Raw genomic sequence first — 24930 nt, forward strand, 5'->3', positions numbered from 1 at the left:
GCGGGGTAACGCACGTTACATTTTATTCAGCAAAAGGTGCGGCTTCCAGCGCTCTTCTTACCGGTGCAAAACTGCGTCGATGATGCTGCGTCGCACCATACTGCGCCAGCTTTTCCAAATGGAACGCGGTCGGATAGCCTTTATGCTGGGCAAAGCCGTAAGCCGGGAACGACAGATCCAGTTCGGCCATTTCGCGATCGCGCGTCACCTTGGCCAGAATCGACGCGGCACTGATTTCGGCAACCCGGCTATCGCCCTTCACTACCGCTTGCGAACGCATCGGCAGTTTCGGGCAACGGTTGCCGTCTATCAGCACCAGATCCGGCGTTATCGCCAAACCGGCCACCGCTCGCTGCATCGCCAGCATCGTGGCGTGCAGAATGTTCAAACTGTCGATTTCAGCAGGTTCTGCTCGGCCAAGGCTCCAGGCCTGGGCTTTGTCGATAATTTCGTCGTACAACGCCAGGCGACGTTTTTCACTCAGCTTTTTGGAATCGGCCAGGCCAACGATAGGACGTGCCGGATCGAGGATCACTGCGGCAGTCACTACCGCACCGACCAACGGGCCGCGCCCGACCTCGTCTACGCCGGCGATACATTGCGCCGTCGGATAAACAAAGGGTTCAATCATGCTTTTGCCAGCTCCAACACAGCCTGAGCGGCCTGTTCGTCAGCGCCACAGCGAATGCTCTGGTGCAATTCAAGGAATGTCTGTTTCAACTGCTCCGCTTGCGGGCTGTCTTCCAGCAGAGGCAGCAGCGCGGCGGCCAGCTTGCCCGGCACGCAGTCATGCTGCAACAGCTCGGTGACGATTTCGCGCCCGGCCAGCAGGTTCGGCAATGAGACATACGGGGTCTTCACCAACCGCTCCGCCAGCCAAAAGGTAAACGGCTTCATGCGGTAACCGACCACCATCGGGCATTTTGCCAGCATGCACTCCAGCGCGGCGGTACCAGACGCCAGCAACGCGGCGTCGCTGGCCAGCATCGCCTCACGCCCTTTGCCGTCAAGCAAATGCGCCGGCAGTTCCGGCGCTACTTCCGCCTTGATGCGTTCAAACTGTTCACGCCGTTTGGCATTGACCAGCGGAACCACAATCTCCAGGTCGGGATAGCGCGTACGCAGCAACTGGGCAGTTCTAAGGAAATCCGCGCTGAGCATTTCCACTTCCGCACCGCGACTGCCCGGCAACAACGCCAGACAGCGGGCCTGAGGGTCAATGCCCAATGTGGCGCGCGCCGCCAGCTTGTCGGGCTGCAACGCCATGGCATCGGCCATGGTGTGGCCGATAAAGCGGCAGGGAACGTTGAAACGATCGTAAAACGCTTTTTCAAAAGGGAGAAACGCCAATACCAGATCGGTCGCTTTGCCAATTTTGAAAACGCGCTTTTGACGCCAGGCCCACACTGATGGGCTGACATAATGGATGGTGCGAATACCGCGTTGCTTCAGACGTCCCTCCAACGTGATGTTGAAGTCCGGCGCATCAATGCCAACGAAGACATCGGGGGCAAGCTCGCTAAAGCGGCGGGTAAGATCCTTGCGGATCTTCAACAGGCGAGGCAAGCGCTCAAGCACTTCCACAATGCCCATCACCGCCAGCTCTTCCATTTCATACCAGGCTTCACACCCTTCGGCCTGCATCAACGGGCCGGCAACGCCGACAAAACGCGCGTCAGGGTGTTTTGCCTTGAGCGCACGGATCAATCCGGCGCCAAGAATATCACCGGACGTTTCGCCGGCGACCAAACCGATAGTCAATGGACGCGTAGACATGGGTTAGCGAATGATACCGCGGGTGGAACGATTAAAGAAATCAAGGTATTGCTGTACCACCGGCTGCTGCTGTGCCAGGGCTTCGATTTCCGCTTTCGCTTCATCCAGCGTTTTTTCACTGCGATAAAGGATCTTGTAGGCATTGCGAATCGCCTGCATTTCGTCTTTATCAAATCCACGGCGTTTCAGGCCCACCGCGTTAACGCCGAACGGCGTAGCGTGGTTGCCTTGTGCGATGACAAAAGGAGGCACGTCCTGTGCAACACCGGAGCAGCCGCCAACCATCACGTGTGCGCCGATAATGCAGAACTGATGAATGGCCGTCATACCGCCGATGATCGCATGATCGTCAATTTCCACATGGCCTGCCAGCGTTGCATTGTTGGCAAGAATGCAGGAATTACCCACCACGCAGTCGTGAGCAACGTGTACGTTGACCATCAGCAGGTTGTCATTACCCACTTTGGTTACGCCGCTACCCTGAGCCGTGCCGCGGTGGATGGTGACGCTTTCGCGGATGCGATTGCGATCGCCGACTTCGACACGCGTAGGTTCACCGGCGTATTTCAGATCCTGGTTCACTTCACCGATGGAAGCGAACTGGTAGATCTGATTGTCGCGGCCAATCCTGGTAATGCCATTGACCACAACGTGCGACTTCAGCAGCGTGCCCTCGCCGATTTCCACCTGCGAGCCGACGTAACTGAAGGGACCGATATGCACGCCAGCGCCGATAACGGCGCCTTCTTCAACAATTGCGCTTGGGTGGATAAAGGCGGTTTTGTCTATCACGGATTATGCCTCCCGGCTGCGGGCACACATCATGGTTGCTTCGCAGACAATTTTACCGTCAACGGTCGCCACGCCTTTAAAGCGCGTCAGACCACGGCGGGTTTTCTCGAAAGTGACTTCCATGATCATCTGATCGCCAGGTACCACTGGGCGCTTGAAGCGCGCTTCGTCGATACCGGCAAAGTAATATAGCTCGCCCGGTTCCAGTTTACCCACGCTTTTGAAGGCCAGAATGCCGGTGGCCTGCGCCATGGCTTCCAGGATCAATACGCCAGGGAAAATCGGTTTGCCAGGGAAGTGCCCCTGGAAAAACGGCTCGTTTACGGAAACGTTCTTCACCGCACGCAGATATTTATGCTCTTCAAACTCAAGTACACGGTCAACCAGCAAGAATGGGTAACGATGAGGGAGCAGTTCCAAAATTTCTGCAATATCTAGAGTATGAGTGTCGATAGTCAAAATACTCTTCCTGTCTCTAAAATCTGATGGCATCAACAACACGGCCTGCGTTGACCCCAAAAAGGAGATCATCAGGCAGGCCGCAAATTAACAACTATTTGCGCTTTTGGCCGCCATAGAGCGACCAACGCGTTTCGTTTTTCTACCCAGTAAGGCTCAGGCGGACGGCAGTGATTAGTCTTTTCCGACTTTTCGTTCGACAGCTTTTAAGCGTTTGCTAATCTCATCGATATTCATCACCAACGCGGCGGTTTTACGCCAAACTTTGTTGGGTTGTAACGGAATGCCCGAAGAGTATACCCCAGGTTCGGTGATTGGTCGCATAACCATTCCCATTCCTGTCACTACCACCTTGTCGGCAATCTCCATGTGACCATTAATCACACTGGCGCCACCGATCTGGCAATAGCGGCCAATTTTCAGGCTGCCGGCCATGATAACGCCGCCGGCAACGGCAGTATTCTCACCAATCACCACGTTATGTGCAATCTGGCATTGGTTGTCAATGATAACACCATTCCCGATATGAGTGTTATCCAAGGCACCGCGATCGATGGTGGTGCAGGCGCCAATCTCAACGCGATCGCCGATAATCACCGTGCCCAACTGGGGAATTTTAATCCAGTTGCCACGCTCGTTGGCATAACCGAAACCATCAGCGCCGATTACCGTTCCGGCCTGAATCAGGCACTGCTGCCCGATGACCACCTCATGATAAACGGTAACGTTAGCCCAGAGACGCGTACCTGCGCCAATGTGTGCATTCTTGCCGACAAAACACCCGGGACCGATAACCACGTTATCGCCGAGTACGGCACCCGACTCAATCACCGCATTGGCACCGACGGCAACATGCTCGCCAAGCTGTGCGTCAGGAGCAATCACCGCGCTCGGCGCGATATCCTGAGCCGGAGCCGGCGTGGTGTCCATCAATTGCGCCATGCGCGCGTAGGTCAGATAAGGATTTTTCACCACCAGTGCCGCGCTGCGGCAGTGAGGCAAATCTGCTTCGGTCAGCACCACGGCGCTGGCCTGGCAGGAGGACAACCGCTCTTGATAACGGCTGTCTGACAAAAACGTGATTTGGCCCGCTTGTGCCGAATGCATAGAAGCAATGCCGGTGATGACGAGATCGCCATCACCGTGCAATTGTGCATCCAACTGCTGTGCTAAATCAGCCAGTCGAATTGAAGGCATGTTGTTATTTAACCTGTTTCAGCACGTCAGCAGTGATATCTTTTGAAGAGCCTGCGTAAGCGACGGCGTTAGCGTCGATCACCACGTCATAGCCTTCTTTGCTGGCAACAGATTTCACTGCATCCTGAATACGGCTCAGGATTTTGTTACGTTCTTCCATTTGACGACGACGGTTGTCCTGCTCAAAAGCCTGGGCTTTCTGAGAGAACTGCTCGCGTTGAGCCATCACGTCTTTTTCCAGCTTGCTGCGTTCGCTTGCCTTCATGGTAGAACCATCACGCTGCAACTTCTGCATTTTGGTTTGCAGGCTGCGTTCCATGTTCTGGAGTTCGCCCGCGCGGCCCTTGAATTCGTTTTCCAATTGTTTAGCAACGGTCTCACGTGCTGGCAACTGTTGGAAAATGCTGGAAACGTTGACGACAGCAATCTTGTCAGCTGCCTGAACGCCCGCTGAAGCAGCCATTGCTAAACCGAGGCCTGCGGCACACAACCACTTTTTCACTATAAACTCCTTACCATCACCCGTTTGTGTCATATGACACTTGAAATACACAATCTGCCAGACTTATCTCAAGACACAATGAGACTTATCTCTCTCTGCTCCGCCGACGGTCTGGCACCTGTGATTCTTAGCTACTGCTAAACCCAGAGATGAGACCCGTTACCAGGTCTTACCAATGTTAAACTGGAACTGTTCGGATTTGTCGCCTTCGTAATCCTTGAGCGGATTGGCATAAGAGAACACCAACGGCCCAAGCGGTGACATCCACTGCAATGCAATACCGGCGGAAACACGGATGTTACCCGGTTTGCTGTAGTCCGGTATGTCATAACCGGTGGTTTGACTGCTATCCCAGTTGGTATCCCACACGGTACCCGCATCGACGAACAGCGACGTGCGCACCGAGTTGGCGTACTTCTCGCTGATAAACGGCGTTGGGGTAATCAACTCCATGCTGGCCACCGCCATCGCGTTACCGCCCACCGCATCGTCGGAACCACAAATCTTGGTGCCGTTGCTGCAGCTGTAGGAGTTGGAATTGTAGTACACCGCCTTCGGACCAATGGTATTGGACTGGAAGCCACGCACGGTGCTTGAACCACCGGCATAGAAGTTCTCGTAGAACGGCATTTCCTTGCCGCCCAGACCGTCGGCATAGCCCAGACGGCCACGCCCCAGCAGAACCCAGGTACGGTCGTCGTTGATCGGCACGTACTGCACGCTGTCCAACGTCACTTTGTAGTATTCGTTGTCAGAACCAGGAATGGTGACTTTACCGTTCAAGGTGGTGCGGTTACCGGAGGTCGGGAAGTAACCACGGTCCAGATTGTTGTAAGTCCAGCCCAGGTTCAGCGTGAAATCGTCAGCCTTGTAGCTGGCGCGATCCGTGGTGTTCGGATCCTGGCCCATCGATTCGAGATAACGCCACATGGCGATCTGCGGCTGCATGTCGGACAGGCTGTTATGCACATAGCCCAGACCGGCGCGCAGCGAGTTGTTCTCGTTGATCGGGAAGCCCAGCGTGCCGTCTACACCGTAACTGCTGTTGGTATAGTCGGACAGATCCGCATCATCCGCCTTGAAGTCGTTGTAGAAGATACGACCGCCCAGACTGACACCGTCAACGGTGAAGTACGGGTTGGTGGCGGACAGTTCTGCATAGGTCTGGTAATCGTTCTTGGTGCCGCTGACGCCAACCGAGTAACCGGTACCCAGCCAGTTGTCCTGCTGCACGCCGACCTGGAAGCTGACGCCGCTTTCGGTGCCGTAGCCGACGCCGAAGTTGAAGGTACCGGTGTTGCGCTCCTTGACCTTGTAGGTCACGTCAACCTGGTCGGCGGTGCCTGGCACACGTTGGGTTTCAACGTCAACGGTTTCAAAGTAACCCAGGCGGTTCAGACGCTCTTTGCCCTGTTCGACCTGATCGTTGCCCAGCCACGCCCCTTCCATCTGACGCATTTCACGGCGCAGAACGGAATCTTTACTGGTGTCGTTGCCTTCAAACTTGATGCGACGCACATAGAAACGGTTGCCCGCATCGATGTTGACGTGCAGCTTGACGGTCTTGTCGGCGTCGTTGATTTCAGGCTGGGTCTGTACCCGCGGATAGGCATAACCGTAACGGCCCAACATCTTCTTGATGTTGTCTTCCATCTTGGTCACTTTGCTACCGTTGTACAGTTCGCCCGGCTCGATTTTGGTCAACTGGGCGACTTCGGCCGAATGGCCCGCCAGGTTGCCGTTCACCACCACGTCGGAAAGCTTGTACTGATCGCCTTCGGTAATGTTGACGGTGATGTAAATGCCTTTTTTGTCCGGCGTCAGGCTGACCTGCGTCGAATCAATGTTGAAGCGGGCATAACCGCGGTCCAGGTAGAAGCTGCGCAGGGTTTCAAGATCGCCCGCCAGTTTCTGCTTCTGGTATTTGCGATCGCCAACCACGTTCCACCACGGCACCTCATCACGCAGTTGGAAGCGTGAAATCAGCTCATCGTTGGTGAAGGCATGGTTGCCGACGATGTTGATTTGTTGAATTTTGGCGGAAACCCCTTCCGTGAACACCAGTTTCAGGTCAACACGGTTACGCGGCAACGGCGTTACCACGGCTTTCACCGAGGCGCTGTATTTACCGACGCTGTAATAGAAGTCTTCCAGGCCTTTTTCAATACTGGAGATCGTGGTGCGGTCGAGCGCCTCGCCAACCCGGACGCCAGAGGCTTCCAGGTTCTGCTTGAGCATATCGTCCTTCACCGACTTGTTACCGGAGAAGGTGATGCTGGCTATGGTAGGGCGTTCCTTAACCTGAACGATCAAGGTATTACCATCGCGCAGTACGCGCACGTCCTCGAAGTTGCCAGTGGCAAACAAGGCACGGATGGTATTACTGATATCATCGTCAGTGACGGTATCGCCTACGCGAACCGGCATGTTGAGTAACGCCGCACCGACGGCGACCCGTTGCAGGCCTTCGAAATGAATATCTTTCACTACGAACCCGTCTGCACCGTATACGGTGGCGCTGCCAAACAGCAGCGACGCTATGAGCAACTTTTTCATCGCCATCGTTGTTATGCGTTCTTCCTAACCTATCCCCGCCCCTAAAGGCGAGAAAAATCATTGAAAAGTGCAAGACCCATTAACAGCACCAACACGATCGAACCAATGCGGTAGCTGTAGTCCTGTACTCGCTCGGAAACCGGCCCACCCTTCAGCTTTTCTATCGCCAGGAAGAGGAGATGCCCACCATCTAACACCGGTAATGGGAACAGGTTGATGATACCCAGGTTAACGCTAATCAACGCCAGGAACATCAGGTAATACACGAACCCTACCCCGGCTGACGCCCCTGCTCCCTGCGCAATGGATATCGGGCCGCTCAGGTTATTCAGCTTTACATCACCGGTTATTAACTTGCCCAGCATGCTGACCGTTAACCGCATCAGCTGCCAGGTTTTGTCCCCGGCCTGATACAACGCCGGGAACGGCCCATACTGGCGAATCGTTTTGTACTCATCCGGCAGCGGCAACACCTTCGGAATAATGCCGGCAAAACCCACGCTTTTCCCTTCGCCCACCGGTTTTGTATCCGGTATCAGCGTCAAAGACAAGGGGGCGCCGTTTCTTTCAACTTCTAAAACCAGCGGTTGCCCGGGGCCGTCGTGAATGCGCTTCACCAGCGTTTGCCAACGACCCAACAGCTGCCCATCGACTTTAACGATCCTGTCACCGGCTTGCAAACCCGCTTTTTGCGCCGCGGACCCGGTTTGCACTTCGGCAAGCACCGATTCGATTTGCGGGCCACGCGGAATAATGCCCAGTGAGACCACCGGATCCTGCTTGTCTGGTTCAAAGCTCCACTGGCGCAAATCCAGGGTTTTGTTCACCAACTGCGACGAACCAAACGGCGCGACACCCACCTCGGTTTGCGTATCGCCAATTTTGGTAACCAGCGCCAAACGAACTGATTCCCAGTCAGGCGTTTCGATACCGTCAACCGACTTTAGTTCCATTCCCGGCGAAATTTGCGCCTGAGCGGCAATGGATTGAGGAGATATTTCGCCAATCACCGGACGGAAACTGGGCACGCCGATGATAAACACCAGCCAGTAGGCAAGAATGGCAAAAACAAAGTTGGCTATCGGCCCGGCGCTGACGATGGCTGCGCGCTGCCAGACGGTTTTGTTGTTGAAGGCCTGATGACGCAGCTCCGGAGCGACCGTCTCGACGCGTTCGTCGAGCATTTTCACGTAGCCGCCCAGCGGGATCAGCGCGATGACGAATTCGGTACCGTGCCGGTCGGTGCGTTGCCACAGGGCGCGGCCGAAGCCGATGGAAAAGCGTTCAACGCGGACGCCGCAGCGTCGAGCCACCCAAAAGTGCCCGAACTCATGCACGGTGATCAACACACCGAGTGCAATAATAAACGCTACCAGGTTCCAGAGCACGCTGAACATCATCCCTTCACTCCCCGTCAACGACGGATTAAAACACTAACAGCATCAGGCAGGCAAATACAGGCACGGCCGCGGTCAAACTGTCGATACGATCCAGAACCCCGCCATGGCCAGGTATCAGATGACCGCTGTCCTTGATGCCCGCTTCGCGTTTGAACATGCTCTCGGTCAGATCGCCCAGCACCGATGCCAGCGCGGCAATGATTGAACAGACCAGCAAGGTGGCCGGTATCACGTTCAATGGCGCATAGCGGCCAAACAGCCATGAAATAACTGCCGAGGTCACCAGCCCGCCGATCAACCCTTCCCAGGTTTTTCCGGGCGAGACCTTTGGTGCCAGCTTGTGCTTACCCAGCATTTTGCCGAATACGTAGGCACCTGAATCCGCTCCCCATACCAGTAGCATCACATACAGCAGCCACCAGGCACCGGTAAAATGATTTTGTTCATAGCCGAACTGGCGCAACGCCACCATGCCCCAGAAAAACGGCACGATGGTCAATACGCCAAACAGCAGCCGCAACGGGCGCGAATTACGCCACAGGGCGGCTGAGCCCGGATAGAACAGCACCAGCAGCAACGCCGCCAGCCACCAGCCCATCGACGCCCATAACGGCCCACCGACCTGCAACAGATGTACCGACTGGTGATAGGCAGGCACGCTGAGCATCATCAACGCCAGCAGGAACCCGCAGAGTATCGCTAACCAGATTCGTTGGGAACGGGAAGCAAAACCAGCCAACTGGCCCCACTCCCAGGCTGCTAACATGCATACAACCAGCGTTACCAGTGCAAATCCCACCGGCGGCAGCAAAAACAGCGCTGCGATAACGATCGGTATTAAAATCAGAGCAGTTATGAGGCGATACTTCAGCAAAAGTTCCCCCTAGGACGCATTGACGCCGATAGGTGTTGTTCCCCCGAAGCGACGCTCACGTTGTGCAAATGCATTCAGCGCACCTTCAAAGACAAGTTCATCAAAATCAGGCCAGAGTACATCAGTAAAGTAAAGCTCGGCGTAAGCTATTTGCCATAATAAAAAGTTGCTGATGCGGTGCTCACCACCGGTACGGATCACCAGATCCACCGGGGTCAGTTCGCTCATGCAGACCTGCTCGCTCAGCAATTCTTCATTAATCTGGTCCGGGCGCAGTAAACCTTCCTGCACGCGTTCGGCCAGGCGCTTCACTCCCTGAATGATATCCCAACGGCCGCCGTAGTTGGCAGCAATGTTGAGCGTAAGACCATCGTTATTTTCTGTCAGTTGCTCGGAGCGGCGGATCCGCTCCTGCAAACGTGCGCTGAAACGGCTGACATCGCCGATTACGCGCAACCTGACGTTATGTTTGTGCAGGCTTTTTACTTCGCTGTCCAGGGCTCGGACAAAAAGCTCCATTAACGCTGAGACTTCCTGTGCCGGACGATTCCAGTTCTCACTGCTGAAGGCATAAAGCGTGAGCGCATCCAAATGATGGCTGGCAGCAAAGCTAACGGCTCTACGCACCGATTTCACCCCTGCTTTATGACCGAAGACACGTAACTTGCCCTGACGTTTAGCCCAGCGTCCGTTGCCGTCCATAATGATGGCGACATGACGAGGCCCAAAGATGGACGGATTAGCCTCTTGTTGATTTTCGGACGACATAACGCGTACTTATTTCCTCAATAGAAACACAAAAGCTTTTCCGGAGCACAGGCCCTTGCGCGCAAAAAAAGCCGTGTGCCCGACACGGCTTTTCAGTCTGCACGTCCTGAGCATGCCGATGATATTCGGAATGCAAATGGCTTTTCGACCGCCAATCAGGCCTTTATTCAACGGCATAACCGTTGGCAGGTGGCGCAGACTATATCACCTCAGCGAGGCCTGAACAAACAGGCCACGGCGGTGCGCGCAATTTACGAACAAAATTGAACCGTATTGCCAATCAGGCGCGCAGTTGCCGCACCAGATCGGTGGCCACATCACGCGCCTGACGATCAATGTCTAAGACCGCGTCGACGCACGTCGGTTCCTGCAAAGCCAAACCTTCGACGACTTTTTGGTTAACCGTGGCAATATCGGTAAAGCGAATCTGCGTCTGCAAAAACGCCGCCACCGCCACTTCGTTGGCGGCATTGAGCGCGGTGGTCGCCGCCTGCCCGGCATCACAGGCAGCAATCGCCAGATGCAGGCAGGGATAACGTTCACGCTCGGGCTCGGCGAAGGTCAGCGCGCCAATGCGGCAGAAATCCAGGGCAGCGACGCCGGAATTGACCCGCTGTGGATACGCCATCGCATGGGCTATCGGCGTACGCATGTCCGGGGTTCCCAGTTGCGCCAGTACGCTGCCGTCGGCATAGCGTACCATCGAATGGATCACCGATTGCGGATGCAGAATCACTTCCATCTGTTCGGCTGAAGCATTGAACAGCCAGCGGGCTTCAATGTATTCCAGACCTTTATTCATCATGGTGGCGGAATCGACCGAGATCTTGCGTCCCATTGACCAGTTTGGATGGGCACAGGCCTGATCCGGCGTCACCGCGGCAAACTGCGCCAGCGGCAGGGTACGGAACGGGCCGCCAGAACCGGTCAACACGATGCGTGACACACCATGATCTTCTAATGAAGAGTACCCCAACTGTCGCTGGATGCTCTCAGGTAAACTCTGAAAAATGGCGTTATGTTCGCTATCGAGCGGCAATAACTGGCTGCGACTCTTGCGTACCGCATCCATAAACAGGCGACCGCAGGTGACCAGCGATTCCTTATTGGCCAACAATACCTGTTTGCCGGCGCGGATCGCCGCCAGCGTGGGCAGCAGCCCGGCAGCGCCGACAATGGCGGCAGTGACCTGATCGACGTCGTCCAGCGCCGCCAGTTCGCACGCTGCCTCCACGCCTGCCAACACGTCGGTTGCGACACCGTTTTCCGCCAGGATACGGCGCAATTCCCGCGCGGAGGCTTCATCGGCCATGGCGGCATATGCCGGGCGGAACTCCAGACACTGCTCTGCCATTACCGCCACATTGCGGCCGGCAACCAGCGCCTTGATGGCGAAACGTTCGGAATTTTCCCTGACAACGGCCAGCGTGCTGGTGCCGACAGAGCCGGTGGAACCAAGAATAGTCAGTTGCTTCATGAGTTCGCTCTGAATAACTGTCTGAGGAGATCGGAGGTGTTCCAGTGTGAAACCTTGTACACCCGTTGTCATGATCTTTCAGTACGATGTAACGGGATCTGCGCCACAAAAAACAAAGCGCCGCCTGGGCGACGCCTGTTTCTCGTGCAAGCCGATTAGAACTCCATCAGCTCTTTTTCTTTATCTGCCAGAGCGGCATCGACCAGCTTGATATAAGCATCGGTCATTTTCTGAACATCGTCTTGCGCGCGACGTTCTTCGTCTTCGCTGATTTCCTTGTCTTTCAACAGCGCCTTGATCTTATCGTTGGCGTCACGGCGAACGTTACGCACCGACACACGGCCCTGCTCTGCTTCACCGCGTACCACCTTGATCAGATCCTTACGGCGTTCTTCGGTCAGTGCCGGCAGTGGCACACGAATGTCGGAACCGGCAGACGACGGGTTCAGGCCAAGGTCGGAAGACATGATGGCCTTTTCGACCGCCGGGCTCAGCGAGCGGTCAAACACGTTGATTTTCAGCGTACGGGAATCTTCCACGGTGATGCTGGCCAATTGGCGCAGCGGCGTGGCAGCGCCGTAATACTCCACCATAATACCGTCGAGAATGCTTGGCGAAGCGCGGCCGGTGCGGATTTTGCTGATTTGGTTTTTGAATGCTTCAACGCTTTTTTCCATGCGTGTGTCAGCATCTTTTCTGATGTCGTTAATCACGTTGCGAACCCTTGAAAGCTGGTTACTTGGCAGGCCATTTTCCCCCTGGGTATTCCATCGCACATCACCGCTGGCTGCAACGTTGATCCTGGCGCTTAACGCTCCAAGCGCCGAAGTCCCGTACTGCCGACAAGATGCGCGGTGAAATCCTTTGGGTAGGTAATTATAGCCCGTGAATTTTACTCAAGGGGAACAGACGGCGCGGCGCACCGTCACTCCCCGCTAAATCAGGTTGAACGGCAATTATTTGCCGATCAGCGTACCTTCGTTTTCGCCCATCACGACGCGGCGCAGCGCGCCCGGCTTGTTCATGTTGAACACGCGAATCGGCAGACCGTGATCGCGCGCCAGCGTAAAGGCGGCCAGATCCATCACTTTCAGTTCGCGTTCCAGCACGTCTTGATAGGTTAACTGTTCGTACAACGTCGCATCCGGGTTTTTAACCGGATCTGCGGAGTATACACCATCTACTTTAGTCGCTTTCAACACCACATCGGCTTCAATTTCGATCCCACGCAGGCAGGCAGCAGAGTCAGTGGTGAAAAACGGGTTGCCGGTACCGGCAGAGAAGATAACCACACGGTTATTACGCAGCAGGCTGATTGCCTCTGCCCAGCTGTAGTTGTCGCACACGCCGTTCAGCGGAATGGCGGACATCAGGCGGGCGTTCACATAGGCACGGTGCAGTGCATCACGCATAGCCAGGCCGTTCATCACGGTAGCCAGCATTCCCATGTGGTCGCCCACTACGCGGTTCATGCCGGCTTGCGCCAGGCCCGCGCCGCGGAACAGGTTGCCACCGCCAATAACTACGCCCACTTGAATTCCCAGTTCGACCAGCTCTTTTACTTCCTGAGCCATGCGATCCAAAACGCTAGCGTCGATACCAAATCCTTCTGCGCCTTGCAGGGCTTCGCCACTCAGTTTGAGCAGGATACGCTGATATACGGGTTTTGCATTGGTTGCCATGGTTATTCTGTCCTAAGCAGCAGTAATGGTATTGGAGGTTTCAGCCGATGAAATGCGCCTGCGCAGAGTATAACCCGGCAGGGCCGCCATCGGTGTAAATCTGGCTGGAGTAACACATACCCGACAGCATTTTTTATGAGGGGTATAAAATGGAACCGCCCGGAGGCGGTCCCATTAACAGGCATTAAGACTGTTTGCTCATTGCTGCAACTTCGGCAGCAAAGTCGGCTTCAACTTTCTCGATGCCTTCGCCCACTTCGAAGCGGATGAAGTTAATCACGTCAGCGTTGTGCTCTTTCAGCACCTGGCCAACGGTTTTGCTTGGTTCGATAACGAAAGGCTGACCGGTCAGAGAAACTTCGCCGGTGAATTTCTTCATGCGGCCTTCAACCATTTTCTCAGCGATTTCTTTCGGCTTGCCAGACTGCATCGCGATGTCCAGCTGAACCTGGTACTCTTTTTCTACCACGTCGGCAGACACGTCTTCAGGCTTGACGAATTCTGGCTTGCTGGCAGCAACGTGCATGGCAATTTGTTTAACCAGTTCTTCGTTAGCGCCTTTAGCGGCAACCAGAACACCGATACGCGCGCCGTGCAGGTAGCTGCCCAGCACGTCGCCTTCCAGAATGGAAACGCGACGAATATTGATGTTTTCACCGATTTTTGCCACCAGAGCAACGCGTTCTTCTTCGAACTGTGCCTTCAGGACTTCAACGTCGGTTACTTTGCCAGCAACGGCTGCGTCCAGCACTTTGTCAGCAAATGCCTGGAAACCGGCATCTTTGGCAACGAAGTCGGTCTGGCAGTTAACTTCCAGGATCACGCCGAAGTTGCCTTCGATCTTGGTTTTGATCACGCCGTCAGCAGCCACGTTGCCTGCTTTTTTCGCCGCTTTGATCGCGCCAGACTTACGCATGTTTTCGATTGCCAGCTCGATGTCGCCGTTGGATTCAACCAGCGCTTTCTTACAATCCATCATGCCTGCGCCGGTACGCTCACGCAGTTCTTTTACCAGAGCAGCGGTAATATCAGCCATTTCTTTATTCCTCGGTTATCTCGCTCGGAGATTTACCCTTCGTCTTTCGCGTCACCGCGGCGTTGGCTGCCTTTTCTCACCTTGACCACCTGGCTCGCCAGGCGCCTGGAGATTCGTGCAGTCTCCGCTCTGCCGCAACCCGAAATCTTTTGGGCAGGGTTCTCATTTAGATAAGCAAAGGGGGCCTTTAAGGGGCCCCCCTAACCAACATATGTCAATACCTGGTTAATAAGGGCTCGAGTTCGAGCTTGCCTTATTATTCAGCTTCTACGAAGCTTTCTTCCGCCTGAACGGCCAGATCTTGAGAACGACCTTCACGGACGGCAGCAGCAACGGCGGTCAGGTACAGGTTAACTGCACGGATTGCGTCGTCGTTGCCTGGGATGATGAAGTCAACGCCGTCTGGATCGGAGTTGGTATCAACGATAGAGAATACCGGGATACCCAGGTTGTTGGCTTCTTTGATCGCGATGTGTTCGTGATCGGCATCGATAACGAACAGAGCGTCTGGCAGACCACCCATGTCCTTGATACCACCCAGAGAGTTTTCCAGCTTGTCCAGTTCACGAGTGCGCATCAGCGCTTCTTTCTTGGTCAGCTTGTCGAAGGTGCCGTCTTGAGACTGAGTTTCCAGATCTTTCAAACGTTTGATGGACTGACGAACGGTTTTCCAGTTAGTCAGCATGCCGCCCAACCAGCGATGGTTCACGAAGAACTGGTCGCAGTTGTTTGCAGCTTCTTTTACCGCTTCGCTTGCAGCGCGTTTGGTACCAACGAACAGGATCTTGCCTTTACGGGAAGAGATCTTGGTCAACTCAGCCAGAGCTTCGTTGAACATTGGTACGGTTTTTTCCAGGTTGATGATGTGAACCTTGTTACGAGCGCCGAAGATGAAAGGCTTCATTTTCGGGTTCCAGTAACGGGTTTGGTGACCGAAGTGTACACCAGCCTGGAGCATGTCGCGCATGGAAACAGTTGCCATGATTAAACCTCTATAGATTAGTTGGGGTTATGCCTCCACGTATCCCATAACGCCGACCCCAGCATGACGATGTCACCCGAGGCACCCCGGCGGATGTGCCGATACGTGTGTGTTATTTACACAATGTGAGTGCAGTTAAAGTATTTTCGGCCATATCTGTCGTCGTCACAAGAACGAACTCACCGATCGCCGGCGCGCTTTATACCATAAACCGACCACACACTCCAACTTTTGTTGCATTATCGTCGCGTTGCGGCCAGGCCGCGCGCAAATGAAATTTGGCAGCCTATCGGCGGGCTGATACCATAAGAGACTGCTTCCTATTCTTATTGTTGTCGGCATTATCGACACTCCTGCGGACGAATTTCATGGCAATTTCTATCAAAACCCCTGATGACATCCAAAAAATGCGCGTGGCCGGCCGTCTGGCTGCCGAAGTGCTGGAAATCATCGAACCCCACGTCAAACCCGGTGTCACCACCGGCGAGCTGGATCGCATCTGCCACCAGTACATCACCGAAAAACAGCAGGCCATCTCTGCCTGCCTGGGCTATCACGGCTTCCCAAAATCGGTGTGCATTTCTGTCAACGAAGTGGTGTGCCACGGCATCCCAAGCGATGACAAGTCGCTGAAAGACGGCGATATCGTCAACATCGACGTTACCGTCATCAAAGACGGCTGGCATGGCGATACCTCTAAAATGTTCCTGGTGGGCAAACCGACCATTCTGGGTGAGCGTCTATGCCGCGTCACGCAGGAAAGCCTGTATCTGGCGTTGAAAATGGTCAAGCCGGGCATTCGCCTGCGCACGCTGGGCAAAGCCATCCAGCAATTCGTCGAAGCGGAAAAATTCTCCGTGGTGCGTGAATATTGCGGGCACGGTATCGGCGAAGTATTCCACGAAGAACCGCAGGTGTTGCATTACGACGCCGACGACGGTGGCGTGGTGCTGCAGGCCGGTATGGCGTTCACCATTGAACCGATGGTCAACGCCGGTGATTACCGTATCCGCACCATGAAAGATGGCTGGACGGTAAAAACCAAGGATCGCAGCTTGTCGGCGCAGTATGAGCATACTATTGTGGTCACTGATAACGGCTGCGAAATAATGACGTTGCGCAAGGATGACACCATCCCCAACATCATTACGCATGAGATGTAAGTGCGGCGTCAACGCACTGCGAATGCATGACAGGCCGGCTTACGCCGGCCTTTTTTATGGGCCATCAAATGTCAGATAACTTCCGTGAACAGACCGCCCCGGTAACCTCTCCGCAGGCCGCACCAATGCAACCTGACTACCCCAACGTCTACGGCGATGAGGAAATCAACTGCGCCGCATTAAAACAGCGGCTGGAACAGTTTCAGCTATGGCTGGCGGCGGCATTTGACGCCGGTTCGAGCGCCGAAAGCCTGGTGGCGGCGCGCAGCGAGTTTATCGATCGCCTGTTGCGCCGGCTATGGACCTTCTACGGCTTCGACACGCTGACCGAAACCGCGCTGGTCGCGGTCGGCGGCTACGGCCGCGGTGAACTGCATCCCTTGTCGGACATTGATGTGCTGGTGCTGAGCCAGCAACGCCTCAACGACGGCCAGGCGGCACGCGTCGGCGAATTCATCACCCTGCTGTGGGATCTGAAACTGGAAGTCGGCCACAGCGTGCGTACGCTGGAAGAATGCCTGCTGGAAGGCCTGGCGGACTTGACCGTGGCCACCAATCTGATCGAATCGCGCATGATCTGCGGTGACGTCGCGCTGTTCCTGCAAATGCAGAAGCACATTTTCAGCGACGGTTTCTGGCCGTCGCCGCAATTCTTCCATGCAAAAATTGCCGAACAGCAGGAGCGCCACCAGCGCTATCACGGCACCAGCTACAATCTGGAACCCGACATCAAAAGCAGCCCCGGTGGCCTGCGGGATATCCACACCCTGCTGTGGGTCGCCCGCCGTCACTTCGGCGCCACCTCGCTTGACGAAATGGTCGGCTTCGGCTTTTTGACTCAGGCGGAACGCAACGAACTGAACGAATGCCAGAGCTTCCTGTGGCGCATTCGCTTCGCGCTGCACCTGATGTTGACGCGCTACGACAATCGGCTGTTGTTCGACCGCCAGCTCAGCGTGGCGCAACTGCTGCGTTACCAAGGCGAAGGCAACGAGCCGGTTGAACGCATGATGAAAGATTTCTACCGCATGACGCGTCGCGTCGGCGAACTCAATCACATGCTGCTGCAGCTGTTTGACGAGGCGATTCTGGCCCTGGACGCCACGGAAAAACCGCGACCGCTGAACGATGATTTCCAACTGCGCGGCGCCTTGATCGATCTGCGTGATGAAACGCTGTTTATCCGCCAGCCGGAAGCCATTATGCGGATGTTTTACCTGATGGTGCGTAACCGCGAGATCAAGGGCATCTATTCCACGACCGTGCGCCAGCTGCGCCATGCGCGCCGCCATCTTAAACAGCCGCTGTGTACCATTGCACAAGCGCGCGAACTGTTTATGGCGATCCTGCGCCATCCGGGCGCGGTATCGCGTGCGCTGGTGCCAATGCATCGCCACAGCGTGCTGTGGGCCTACATGCCGCAGTGGGGCAAAATCGTCGGCCAGATGCAGTTCGATCTGTTCCATGCCTATACTGTAGATGAACACACCATCCGCGTGCTGCAAAAGCTGGAAAGCTTTGCCGATGAAGAGACCCGCCCGCGCCACCCGCTGTGCGTCGAACTGTATCCGCGCCTGCCGCATCCGGAACTGTTGCTGATCGCCGCGTTGTTCCACGACATCGCCAAAGGGCGCGGCGGCGATCATTCGATACTCGGCGCGCAGGACGTGATCGAGTTCGCCGAACTGCACGGCCTGAACTCGCGCGAAACCCAACTGATTTCCTGGCTGGTGCGCTGCCACCTGCTGATGTCTGTCACCGCACAGCGCCGCGATATTCAGGACCCGACCGTCATTCAGCAATTCAGCGCCGAAGTGCAAAGCGAAACGCGGCTGCGCTATCTGGTGTGCCTGACGGTAGCCGATATCTGCGCCACCAATGAAACACTGTGGAACAGCTGGAAGCAGAGTCTGTTGCGCGAACTGTATTTCGCCACCGAAAAACAGCTGCGTCGCGGCATGCAAAACAGCCCGGATCTGCGTGAGCGCGTGCGCCACCACCGTTTGCAGGCGCTGGCTCTGCTGCGCATGGACAATATCGACGAGGAGGCGCTGCACCGCATCTGGAGCCGTTGCCGCGCCGATTATTTCCTGCGTCATTCGCCAAACCAGCTGGCCTGGCATGCCCGCCACCTGCTGGTGCATGACTCCACCCAGCCGCTGGTACTGGTCAGCCGGCAGGCGACGCGCGGCGGCACCGAGATCTTTATCTGGAGCCCGGACCGCCCTTACCTGTTTGCCGCCGTCGCCGGCGAAATGGATCGCCGCAATCTCAGCGTGCACGACGCCCAGATCTTCACCAATCGCGACGGTATGGCGATGGATACCTTTATCGTACTGGAGCCGGACGGCAGCCCACTGGCGCAGGATCGCCACGCAGCAATTCAGCAGGCGCTGCTGCAGGCCATTACCCTACGGGATTACCAGCCGCCGCGGGTGCGCCGCCCCTCGTCAAAACTGCGGCATTTCAGCGTGCCGACCGAAACCAGTTTCCTGCCAACCCACACCGATCGGCGTAGCTACCTCGAATTGACCGCGCTGGATCAGCCCGGTCTGCTGGCCCGGGTCGGCGAAGTGTTCGCCGATCTGGGGCTTTCACTGCACGGCGCGCGCATTTCCACCATCGGCGAACGGGTTGAAGACTTGTTTATCCTGGCGGACGGCGATCGGCGAGCCTTGAATGCCGAGACGCGCAGAAAGTTGGAACAACGGTTGACAGAGGCCCTCAATCCAAACGATAAAATGTGATATACCCATCATCTTGCAAACGGCAGCGTTGTTGGCTGCCCTTACTCACCCCAGTCACTTACTGACGTAAGTACTGGGGACTCGTGCGGCTGCCGCCTAACCGCCACTCGAAATCTTTTGGGTAAACAAGTAACCTTTAGCTAAACATTATCAGGACGAGAACAGAATGCAGCAATTACAGAACGTTATTGAAAGCGCCTTCGAACGCCGTGCAGACATCACGCCGGCAAACGTAGACAGCGTCACGCGCGAAGCGGTAAACCAGGTCATCGGCCTATTGGACAGCGGCGCGCTGCGCGTGGCCGAAAAGATCGACGGCCAGTGGGTCACGCATCAATGGCTGAAGAAAGCGGTGCTGCTCTCTTTCCGCATTAATGACAACATCGTGATGGACGGTGCCGAAACCCGCTATTACGACAAGGTGCCAATGAAGTTTGCCGACTACGACGAAGCGCGTTTCCAGCAAGAGGGCTTCCGCGTTGTGCCACCGGCCAGCGTACGCCAGGGCGCGTTTATCGCACGCAATACCGTATTGATGCCGTCCTATGTCAACATCGGTGCTTACGTTGACGAAGGCTCGATGGTCGATACCTGGGCTACCGTCGGCTCTTGCGCACAGATCGGTAAAAACGTTCACCTGTCCGGCGGCGTCGGCATCGGCGGCGTACTGGAACCGTTACAGGCCAACCCGACCATCATTGAAGACAACTGCTTCATCGGCGCACGCTCGGAAGTGGTCGAAGGCGTGATCGTCGAAGAAGGCTCGGTGATCTCCATGGGGGTTTACCTCGGCCAGAGCACCAAGATTTACGATCGCGAAACCGGCGAAGTGCATTACGGTCGCGTACCGGCCGGCTCGGTGGTGGTTTCCGGCAACCTGCCATCGAAAGACGGTTCCTACAGCCTGTACTGTGCGGTCATTGTGAAGAAAGTGGACGCCAAAACGCGCGGTAAAGTCGGTATTAATGAGTTATTACGCACTATCGACTAAACTTGAACGGCGGGTGATTCACCCGCTATTTTTTTGCCTTGATGCCAGTCACAGTCGCAGTACCGTCTTTTCACCATAATAAACCGTGAAATAAACACCATTAGAGGGGCGCTGTATGTACGATAACTTGAAAAGCTTGGGTATAAATCAACCGGAAGATGTCGATCGTTATAGCCTGCGACAGGAAGCCAATAACGATATTCTCAAGATTTATTTCCGCAAGGATAAAGGCGAGTTCTTCGCCAAGAGCGTGAAATTCAAATATCCACGTCAGCGCAAAACCGTGGTGGCGGACAACGCAGGACAGGGTTACAAGGAAATCCACGAGATCAACCCGAACCTGCGCTATGTGATCGACGAACTGGACCAGCTGTGCCAACGCGATCAGGTCGAAGTCGATCTGAAACGCAAGATCCTGGAAGATCTGCGTCATCTGGAAGGCGTGGTCTCGAACAAAATCGCCGAGATCGAATCCGATCTGGAGAAGTTGACCCGCGGTAAGTAAAAATTATAGCCCTCTGGTTATTCGAGGGCTAGTTTCACCAGCTATAACCGAGTATTGGCAATGACGGTTAAATGATGCACCGTCGACGCTGACAAATTTACCCTTTCCTTTACATCAAAGCCGGTTAATCATATATCGCGTCACAACGTTATTTCCATGCCATAAACCACGCTCTGTTTTATGACCAGTACTCCACTGGCAATCGATATACCGTGGGATATTTATTAGCGAAAAAACATACGCCAGTTAACGATAAAAATATCCGTTGTTTTTATATATTTTAATTAATCAGCCTATTACTTCCCATTCCTCTAGGTTATATATTTCACTCAATCAACTCACTGCTGAATATACATTGAAAGCAACTCTTATTTATGTCGCCACCTCGATGATAGCTATACATTATTTATGTGATAGAACCAAAAAAATAAAGAGCATGCAGCAGCTCAAGCCTGATCAAATTGGCCTTGTCCGCGGTGGAGATACCGATTCTGGCTATGAAGGCCGCGGTTATTCAGCGGTCACGAGTGATACAACACCGGGAGCAATTGCAGGTGGTTGCCGTTCAAGGTTTACCTGGTGGAGCAGCGGGTGTTGGAATAGGAGCTGGCGTGATTGAAGCGACTCGATTTTATAATATAAATTGTGGTGATAATAATTCAGGAACACTGGGTGGGAATTCGAGTCGCAACAGCGTTAATGGACAATGCCGCGGGTAATTCAAGTTCAGAATAAATTAAGGCGCGAATCATGGATTAACGCGCCTTTTTTATTATTTCAGCAACGTGCCCCAATGCTCTACCCAAGGGCAGGACACCACTTCCGGTTCCGGCAGTTCTATGGCGTCAATTTCCAGCATCTCGCCTATCCGGGTCGCGCCCTGCTCTTGCAACAGTGCATCAAACGCCCGACCGGCGCCACAGAAGTTATCGTAGCTGCTGTCACCGAGAGCGATCAGGCCATATTTCAGTTCCGGTTGAAAACCAACCTCATCGCGAATGGCAGCAAACAGCGGTGCGATGCTGTCCGGCAAATCGCCTTGTCCGGTCGTTGAGGTAATCACCAGCGCATAATGCTGGCGATAATACTGCCAGGCTTCGAGCGTGCCTTCTTCGAACAGCTTGACCTCGTGGCCCTGCTCGCCAAGGATAGTTTCCGCTTCTTCCGCTACCAGCAAAGCATTGCCATACACCGTTCCAACGAAAATACCGACCTGAGCCATCGCTCCAACTCCCTTCCTGAACTGTAAAAAATTACCGGCTATCCTGACCGCTCGCGGTTGGAAACTCAACCCCGGCAAGCTCGGGTAGCACAGATAGCCAGCCAAACTGTGACATTACCCGCTGCCAGGTGTCATCCCAGCGCGCGGAAATGCATAACGGCTGGCCGGTCACCGGGTGTGTGAATTGCAAATGGCTGGCGTGCAGCATCAGCCGCGAACTGCCAAAATGCTGTGCCATACCGCGATTTTGCCGCAGGTCACCGTGCTTGCTGTCGCCGATAATCGGATGGCGCAGGTGCGTCATATGGCGCCGCAACTGATGTTTACGCCCGGTTTCCGGCTGCAGCTCCATCAGACTGTAGCGTGCGCTGTCATAACGGCCAATCGCCACCGGCATTTCGACCTGTGCCAGCGGCCGATAATGCGTGACCGCCGGCTGCGGCTCCTTGTCCTGCTCGGCAAACTTATCGGCAATCTTGTCCCTTTCCTGGGTCAGTGGATAATCCAGCCGCGCGCCTTGCGTAACAAAACCACGCACCACCGCATGATAGGTTTTCTGCACCTGATGCTGCTCAAACTGCTGTGACAGCAGGTGGGCCACCTCGCTGGATAGCGCCATCAGCAACACGCCGGAGGTCGGGCGGTCGAGACGATGCACGGTGAACACGTGCTGGCCAATTTGATCGCGCACGGTTTGCATCACGAAGACCGTTTCACGGCTGTCGAGCCAGCTGCGGTGCACCAGCCAACCTGCCGGCTTGTTTACCGCTACCAGGTATTGATCCTGATAAAGAATTTCAAGCATTAGCCGGGCTCTTTATTCAGCGTATTGTCCAGACGCTGCAACAGCACCAGCAGCGGCAGACAGTTTGGCTGCTTGTCTTTCAGCGCTTCCTCGAAATACGGCGTAATGGCAAAGCGGGTCGGCAACGGCGCACCGGCGTCCAGCAACGCATACATCCGCGGCAACAGCACCCATTGCAGCCACTCTTCCGCCAACATGCTGTCGACGCAAAATGGCTCGGTGCTGCTGAACGCTTCAGGCGCAGGCGGCGACACCTGCCACAACGCCAAATCCCGCATGGATTGTTCTATCGCCTGCAAATCGTGGCGAACCTGATTTTGTATACTCATCTGCATTCCCGATCCGGTTAAACCATGGTAATCAGCGCGCTGGCTGAAAGGCGGCAGAGCATAGCATTTAACCTGTTATAGCCCAAATGCCAATGTCGAGCGTCGCCAGGGGAAATTTCATCTGGTGGCGTTCAGCGGCGCACGGCACAATAGATGCCCAAATACACCCACAAGATGAAACTCATGTCGCTTAACATCTCAACCAAACCTCACGCCACCCCAGGCAAGGCGATGCTGGCCTCGGTGACGGGCTACGCCATGGACGGCTTCGATCTGCTTATCCTGGGCTTTATGCTGCCGGTGATCTCCAGCGAACTGGGGCTGAGCTCATCAGAAGCTGGTTCACTGGTGACCTGGACACTGATTGGTGCGGTGCTGGGCGGAGTGATCTTCGGTCATCTGAGCGACCGCTTCGGCCGGATCCGCGTTTTGACCATCACCATCCTGATGTTTTCATTGTTCACCGGCTTGTGCGCGGTCGCGGTCGGTTACTGGGATCTGCTGGCTTATCGGACGCTGGCAGGCATCGGTCTGGGCGGCGAGTTCGGCATCGGCATGGCGCTGATCGCCGAAGCCTGGCCGGCAGAAAAACGCAATCGTGCATCGGCCTACGTCGGTATGGGCTGGCAACTCGGCGTGCTGGCTGCCGCCTTTCTCACGCCGCTGCTGCTAACGCATATCGGCTGGCGCGGCATGTTCCTCGTCGGTTTGCTGCCGGCGCTGGCGTCCTTCCTGATCCGTCGAACCATGGGCGAACCAGAAGAGTTTGCCCGTAACAAAAGCGACGACACGCCGCTCTCCTTTACCCAGCGACTCAGGCTGCTGTTCAGGGATCGCGCCACCGGTCGCGCCAGCATCGGTATTTTTATTCTTTGTTCGGTGCAAAACTTCGGTTATTACGGCCTGATGATATGGATGCCGACCTATCTGGCCAAAAACTTTGGCTTCTCGTTAACCAAATCCGGTATCTGGACCGCCGTTACGGTCATCGGTATGACCTTCGGTATCTGGCTGTTCGGCGTGCTGGCCGATCGCTTCGCGCGCTGGAAGATCTTTGTGGTTTACCAAATTGGCGCGGTGGTGATGGTGGTCTGTTACGCACAGCTCAGCGATCCGCTGTTGATGCTGTTCGCCGGTGCGGTGATGGGATTGTTTGTTAACGGCATGATCGGCGGCTATGGCGCATTGATTTCAGACATCTATCCAGTACAGGTGCGCGCCACCGCACAGAACATATTGTTCAACCTGGGGCGTGGCGTCGGCGGGCTTGGGCCTTTGGTGATTGGCGCGTTGGTGACGCAGGTCTCCTTCACCGCTGCCATCACACTGCTGGCAGTCATCTATCTGTTGGATATCTACGCCACACTGTGCCTGCTGCCGAAAAAGCACGGCAATGGCGATACCCTGGGGGCAATTGGCTGATCCGCAGGCCATGCCGGCCAACGGCATGGCGCCCGCTGAGCTATGACGGGCAAAAAATTGGGGGCACTGCGTTAACAGTGCCCCCGGTTCGTTTTATAGCTATCCCGCTACGCAGTGTGCTCCCTGCTCAATCCTTGAAAACTTTTCCTTCGGCCATCCTGACCAGACAATCCTTGCCGTATTCCTTTAAACGTCAGCCTGACGAGGTTCCGTGGTCTTCCTGACCCGCCGACCATCCTGTGCCG

General features: G+C 55.3%; 23 protein-coding genes. 5 read left to right on the forward strand and 18 right to left on the reverse strand.

What is annotated here, in order from left to right; all coding sequences use genetic code 11:
- Window positions 1-22: 22 nt before the first annotated feature.
- From rnhB to rpsB, 15 genes are all read right to left on the reverse strand, one after another.
- A complete protein-coding gene (rnhB, locus tag ACCC84_RS21740) occupies window positions 23-631 on the reverse strand; it encodes a ribonuclease HII (RefSeq protein ID WP_004959254.1) in 609 nt (202 codons plus the stop codon).
- A complete protein-coding gene (gene lpxB / locus ACCC84_RS21745) occupies window positions 628-1776 on the reverse strand; it encodes a lipid-A-disaccharide synthase (protein ID WP_371902326.1) in 1149 nt (382 codons plus the stop codon). Before lpxB ends, rnhB begins: the two co-directional genes overlap by 4 nt.
- A 3-nt stretch (window positions 1777-1779) precedes the next feature.
- On the reverse strand, window positions 1780-2568 hold the full coding sequence (gene lpxA, locus ACCC84_RS21750; protein WP_004959245.1) for an acyl-ACP--UDP-N-acetylglucosamine O-acyltransferase: 789 nt from the start codon (window positions 2566-2568) through the stop codon (window positions 1780-1782).
- Window positions 2569-2571: 3 nt separating this feature from the next.
- Window positions 2572-3027, reverse strand: coding sequence for a 3-hydroxyacyl-ACP dehydratase FabZ (fabZ, locus tag ACCC84_RS21755; RefSeq protein WP_147415637.1), 456 nt, complete (start codon window positions 3025-3027; stop codon window positions 2572-2574).
- 174 nt (window positions 3028-3201) lie between these two features.
- The gene (gene lpxD / locus ACCC84_RS21760) at window positions 3202-4224 is read right to left on the reverse strand and encodes a UDP-3-O-(3-hydroxymyristoyl)glucosamine N-acyltransferase (RefSeq protein WP_198773918.1); all 1023 of its coding nucleotides are present in this window, start codon (window positions 4222-4224) and stop codon (window positions 3202-3204) included.
- 4 nt (window positions 4225-4228) lie between these two features.
- On the reverse strand, window positions 4229-4726 hold the full coding sequence (gene skp / locus ACCC84_RS21765; RefSeq protein WP_039991812.1) for a molecular chaperone Skp: 498 nt from the start codon (window positions 4724-4726) through the stop codon (window positions 4229-4231).
- Between the two features lie 159 nt (window positions 4727-4885).
- On the reverse strand, window positions 4886-7288 hold the full coding sequence (bamA, locus tag ACCC84_RS21770; RefSeq protein WP_004959239.1) for an outer membrane protein assembly factor BamA: 2403 nt from the start codon (window positions 7286-7288) through the stop codon (window positions 4886-4888).
- Between the two features lie 35 nt (window positions 7289-7323).
- Entirely contained in the window at window positions 7324-8679 is a 1356-nt protein-coding gene (gene rseP / locus ACCC84_RS21775; RefSeq protein WP_039992593.1) for a sigma E protease regulator RseP, read from the reverse strand.
- A 28-nt stretch (window positions 8680-8707) separates the two neighbouring features.
- A complete protein-coding gene (cdsA, locus tag ACCC84_RS21780; protein ID WP_004959236.1) occupies window positions 8708-9556 on the reverse strand; it encodes a phosphatidate cytidylyltransferase in 849 nt (282 codons plus the stop codon).
- 9 nt (window positions 9557-9565) lie between these two features.
- On the reverse strand, window positions 9566-10324 hold the full coding sequence (gene ispU, locus ACCC84_RS21785; RefSeq protein WP_004959232.1) for a (2E,6E)-farnesyl-diphosphate-specific ditrans,polycis-undecaprenyl-diphosphate synthase: 759 nt from the start codon (window positions 10322-10324) through the stop codon (window positions 9566-9568).
- 280 nt (window positions 10325-10604) lie between these two features.
- Entirely contained in the window at window positions 10605-11801 is a 1197-nt protein-coding gene (gene ispC, locus ACCC84_RS21790) for a 1-deoxy-D-xylulose-5-phosphate reductoisomerase (RefSeq protein ID WP_039991811.1), read from the reverse strand.
- Between the two features lie 155 nt (window positions 11802-11956).
- Window positions 11957-12514: a ribosome recycling factor gene (gene frr, locus ACCC84_RS21795; protein ID WP_039991810.1), complete on the reverse strand. Its 558-nt coding sequence runs from the start codon at window positions 12512-12514 to the stop codon at window positions 11957-11959.
- A 243-nt stretch (window positions 12515-12757) separates the two neighbouring features.
- A complete protein-coding gene (gene pyrH / locus ACCC84_RS21800) occupies window positions 12758-13483 on the reverse strand; it encodes a UMP kinase (RefSeq protein ID WP_004959220.1) in 726 nt (241 codons plus the stop codon).
- 184 nt (window positions 13484-13667) lie between these two features.
- Window positions 13668-14519 carry a translation elongation factor Ts gene (tsf, locus tag ACCC84_RS21805; protein WP_088499771.1) on the reverse strand — a complete coding sequence of 284 codons (852 nt, stop codon included), beginning with the start codon at window positions 14517-14519 and terminating at the stop codon, window positions 13668-13670.
- A 256-nt stretch (window positions 14520-14775) separates the two neighbouring features.
- Window positions 14776-15501: a 30S ribosomal protein S2 gene (rpsB, locus tag ACCC84_RS21810; protein WP_004959211.1), complete on the reverse strand. Its 726-nt coding sequence runs from the start codon at window positions 15499-15501 to the stop codon at window positions 14776-14778.
- A 368-nt stretch (window positions 15502-15869) separates the two neighbouring features.
- Between rpsB and map the strand changes: the two genes are divergently transcribed.
- The 4 genes from map to ACCC84_RS21830 all read left to right on the forward strand — a co-directional run bounded on the left by map (window position 15870) and on the right by ACCC84_RS21830 (window position 20907).
- Window positions 15870-16664: a type I methionyl aminopeptidase gene (map, locus tag ACCC84_RS21815; protein WP_004959210.1), complete on the forward strand. Its 795-nt coding sequence runs from the start codon at window positions 15870-15872 to the stop codon at window positions 16662-16664.
- Window positions 16665-16732: 68 nt separating this feature from the next.
- A complete protein-coding gene (gene glnD / locus ACCC84_RS21820) occupies window positions 16733-19411 on the forward strand; it encodes a bifunctional uridylyltransferase/uridylyl-removing protein GlnD (RefSeq protein WP_039992591.1) in 2679 nt (892 codons plus the stop codon).
- A 166-nt stretch (window positions 19412-19577) separates the two neighbouring features.
- Window positions 19578-20402 (forward strand): 2,3,4,5-tetrahydropyridine-2,6-dicarboxylate N-succinyltransferase, encoded by an 825-nt coding sequence (gene dapD, locus ACCC84_RS21825; protein WP_004959206.1) that lies wholly within the window; start codon window positions 19578-19580, stop codon window positions 20400-20402.
- Window positions 20403-20517: 115 nt separating this feature from the next.
- Window positions 20518-20907 carry a DUF3461 family protein gene (locus ACCC84_RS21830; protein WP_004959202.1) on the forward strand — a complete coding sequence of 130 codons (390 nt, stop codon included), beginning with the start codon at window positions 20518-20520 and terminating at the stop codon, window positions 20905-20907.
- 772 nt (window positions 20908-21679) lie between these two features.
- Here ACCC84_RS21830 and ACCC84_RS21835 read toward each other — a convergent pair.
- Genes ACCC84_RS21835 through ACCC84_RS21845 form a run of 3 tightly spaced genes read right to left on the reverse strand, consistent with a single transcriptional unit; the run spans window position 21680 to window position 23263 of the window.
- Complete coding sequence (locus ACCC84_RS21835) at window positions 21680-22129, reverse strand: flavodoxin (RefSeq protein WP_371902327.1); 450 nt, start codon at window positions 22127-22129, stop codon at window positions 21680-21682.
- A gap of 31 nt (window positions 22130-22160) precedes the next feature.
- Window positions 22161-22934 carry a tRNA pseudouridine(65) synthase TruC gene (gene truC, locus ACCC84_RS21840; RefSeq protein WP_004959198.1) on the reverse strand — a complete coding sequence of 258 codons (774 nt, stop codon included), beginning with the start codon at window positions 22932-22934 and terminating at the stop codon, window positions 22161-22163.
- The gene (locus ACCC84_RS21845) at window positions 22934-23263 is read right to left on the reverse strand and encodes a YqcC family protein (protein ID WP_039992590.1); all 330 of its coding nucleotides are present in this window, start codon (window positions 23261-23263) and stop codon (window positions 22934-22936) included. Before ACCC84_RS21845 ends, truC begins: the two co-directional genes overlap by 1 nt.
- Window positions 23264-23446: 183 nt before the next feature.
- Here ACCC84_RS21845 and ACCC84_RS21850 point away from each other — a divergent pair, with 183 nt between their 5' ends.
- A complete protein-coding gene (locus ACCC84_RS21850) occupies window positions 23447-24685 on the forward strand; it encodes an MFS transporter (RefSeq protein ID WP_039991808.1) in 1239 nt (412 codons plus the stop codon).
- Window positions 24686-24930 lie beyond the last annotated feature (245 nt).

The sequence above is a fragment of the Serratia odorifera genome (genome assembly GCF_041448735.1).
Taxonomy (GTDB): Bacteria; Pseudomonadota; Gammaproteobacteria; order Enterobacterales; family Enterobacteriaceae; genus Serratia_F; species Serratia_F odorifera.

What these genes read in the sequence shown, in the direction of transcription:
- lpxD (WP_198773918.1), bottom strand. Translation starts at nt 4,224, where the DNA reads ATGCCTTCAATTCGACTGGCTGATTTAGCACAGCAGTTGGATGCACAA.
- rseP (WP_039992593.1), bottom strand. Translation starts at nt 8,679, where the DNA reads ATGTTCAGCGTGCTCTGGAACCTGGTAGCGTTTATTATTGCACTCGGT.
- ACCC84_RS21835 (WP_371902327.1), bottom strand. Translation starts at nt 22,129, where the DNA reads ATGGCTCAGGTCGGTATTTTCGTTGGAACGGTGTATGGCAATGCTTTG.
- bamA (WP_004959239.1), bottom strand. Translation starts at nt 7,288, where the DNA reads ATGGCGATGAAAAAGTTGCTCATAGCGTCGCTGCTGTTTGGCAGCGCC.
- pyrH (WP_004959220.1), bottom strand. Translation starts at nt 13,483, where the DNA reads ATGGCAACCAATGCAAAACCCGTATATCAGCGTATCCTGCTCAAACTG.
- ACCC84_RS21830 (WP_004959202.1), top strand. Translation starts at nt 20,518, where the DNA reads ATGTACGATAACTTGAAAAGCTTGGGTATAAATCAACCGGAAGATGTC.
- ispC (WP_039991811.1), bottom strand. Translation starts at nt 11,801, where the DNA reads ATGAAGCAACTGACTATTCTTGGTTCCACCGGCTCTGTCGGCACCAGC.
- glnD (WP_039992591.1), top strand. Translation starts at nt 16,733, where the DNA reads ATGTCAGATAACTTCCGTGAACAGACCGCCCCGGTAACCTCTCCGCAG.
- truC (WP_004959198.1), bottom strand. Translation starts at nt 22,934, where the DNA reads ATGCTTGAAATTCTTTATCAGGATCAATACCTGGTAGCGGTAAACAAG.
- ispU (WP_004959232.1), bottom strand. Translation starts at nt 10,324, where the DNA reads ATGTCGTCCGAAAATCAACAAGAGGCTAATCCGTCCATCTTTGGGCCT.
- ACCC84_RS21845 (WP_039992590.1), bottom strand. Translation starts at nt 23,263, where the DNA reads ATGAGTATACAAAATCAGGTTCGCCACGATTTGCAGGCGATAGAACAA.
- map (WP_004959210.1), top strand. Translation starts at nt 15,870, where the DNA reads ATGGCAATTTCTATCAAAACCCCTGATGACATCCAAAAAATGCGCGTG.
- ACCC84_RS21850 (WP_039991808.1), top strand. Translation starts at nt 23,447, where the DNA reads ATGTCGCTTAACATCTCAACCAAACCTCACGCCACCCCAGGCAAGGCG.
- lpxB (WP_371902326.1), bottom strand. Translation starts at nt 1,776, where the DNA reads ATGTCTACGCGTCCATTGACTATCGGTTTGGTCGCCGGCGAAACGTCC.
- dapD (WP_004959206.1), top strand. Translation starts at nt 19,578, where the DNA reads ATGCAGCAATTACAGAACGTTATTGAAAGCGCCTTCGAACGCCGTGCA.
- tsf (WP_088499771.1), bottom strand. Translation starts at nt 14,519, where the DNA reads ATGGCTGATATTACCGCTGCTCTGGTAAAAGAACTGCGTGAGCGTACC.
- rpsB (WP_004959211.1), bottom strand. Translation starts at nt 15,501, where the DNA reads ATGGCAACTGTTTCCATGCGCGACATGCTCCAGGCTGGTGTACACTTC.
- rnhB (WP_004959254.1), bottom strand. Translation starts at nt 631, where the DNA reads ATGATTGAACCCTTTGTTTATCCGACGGCGCAATGTATCGCCGGCGTA.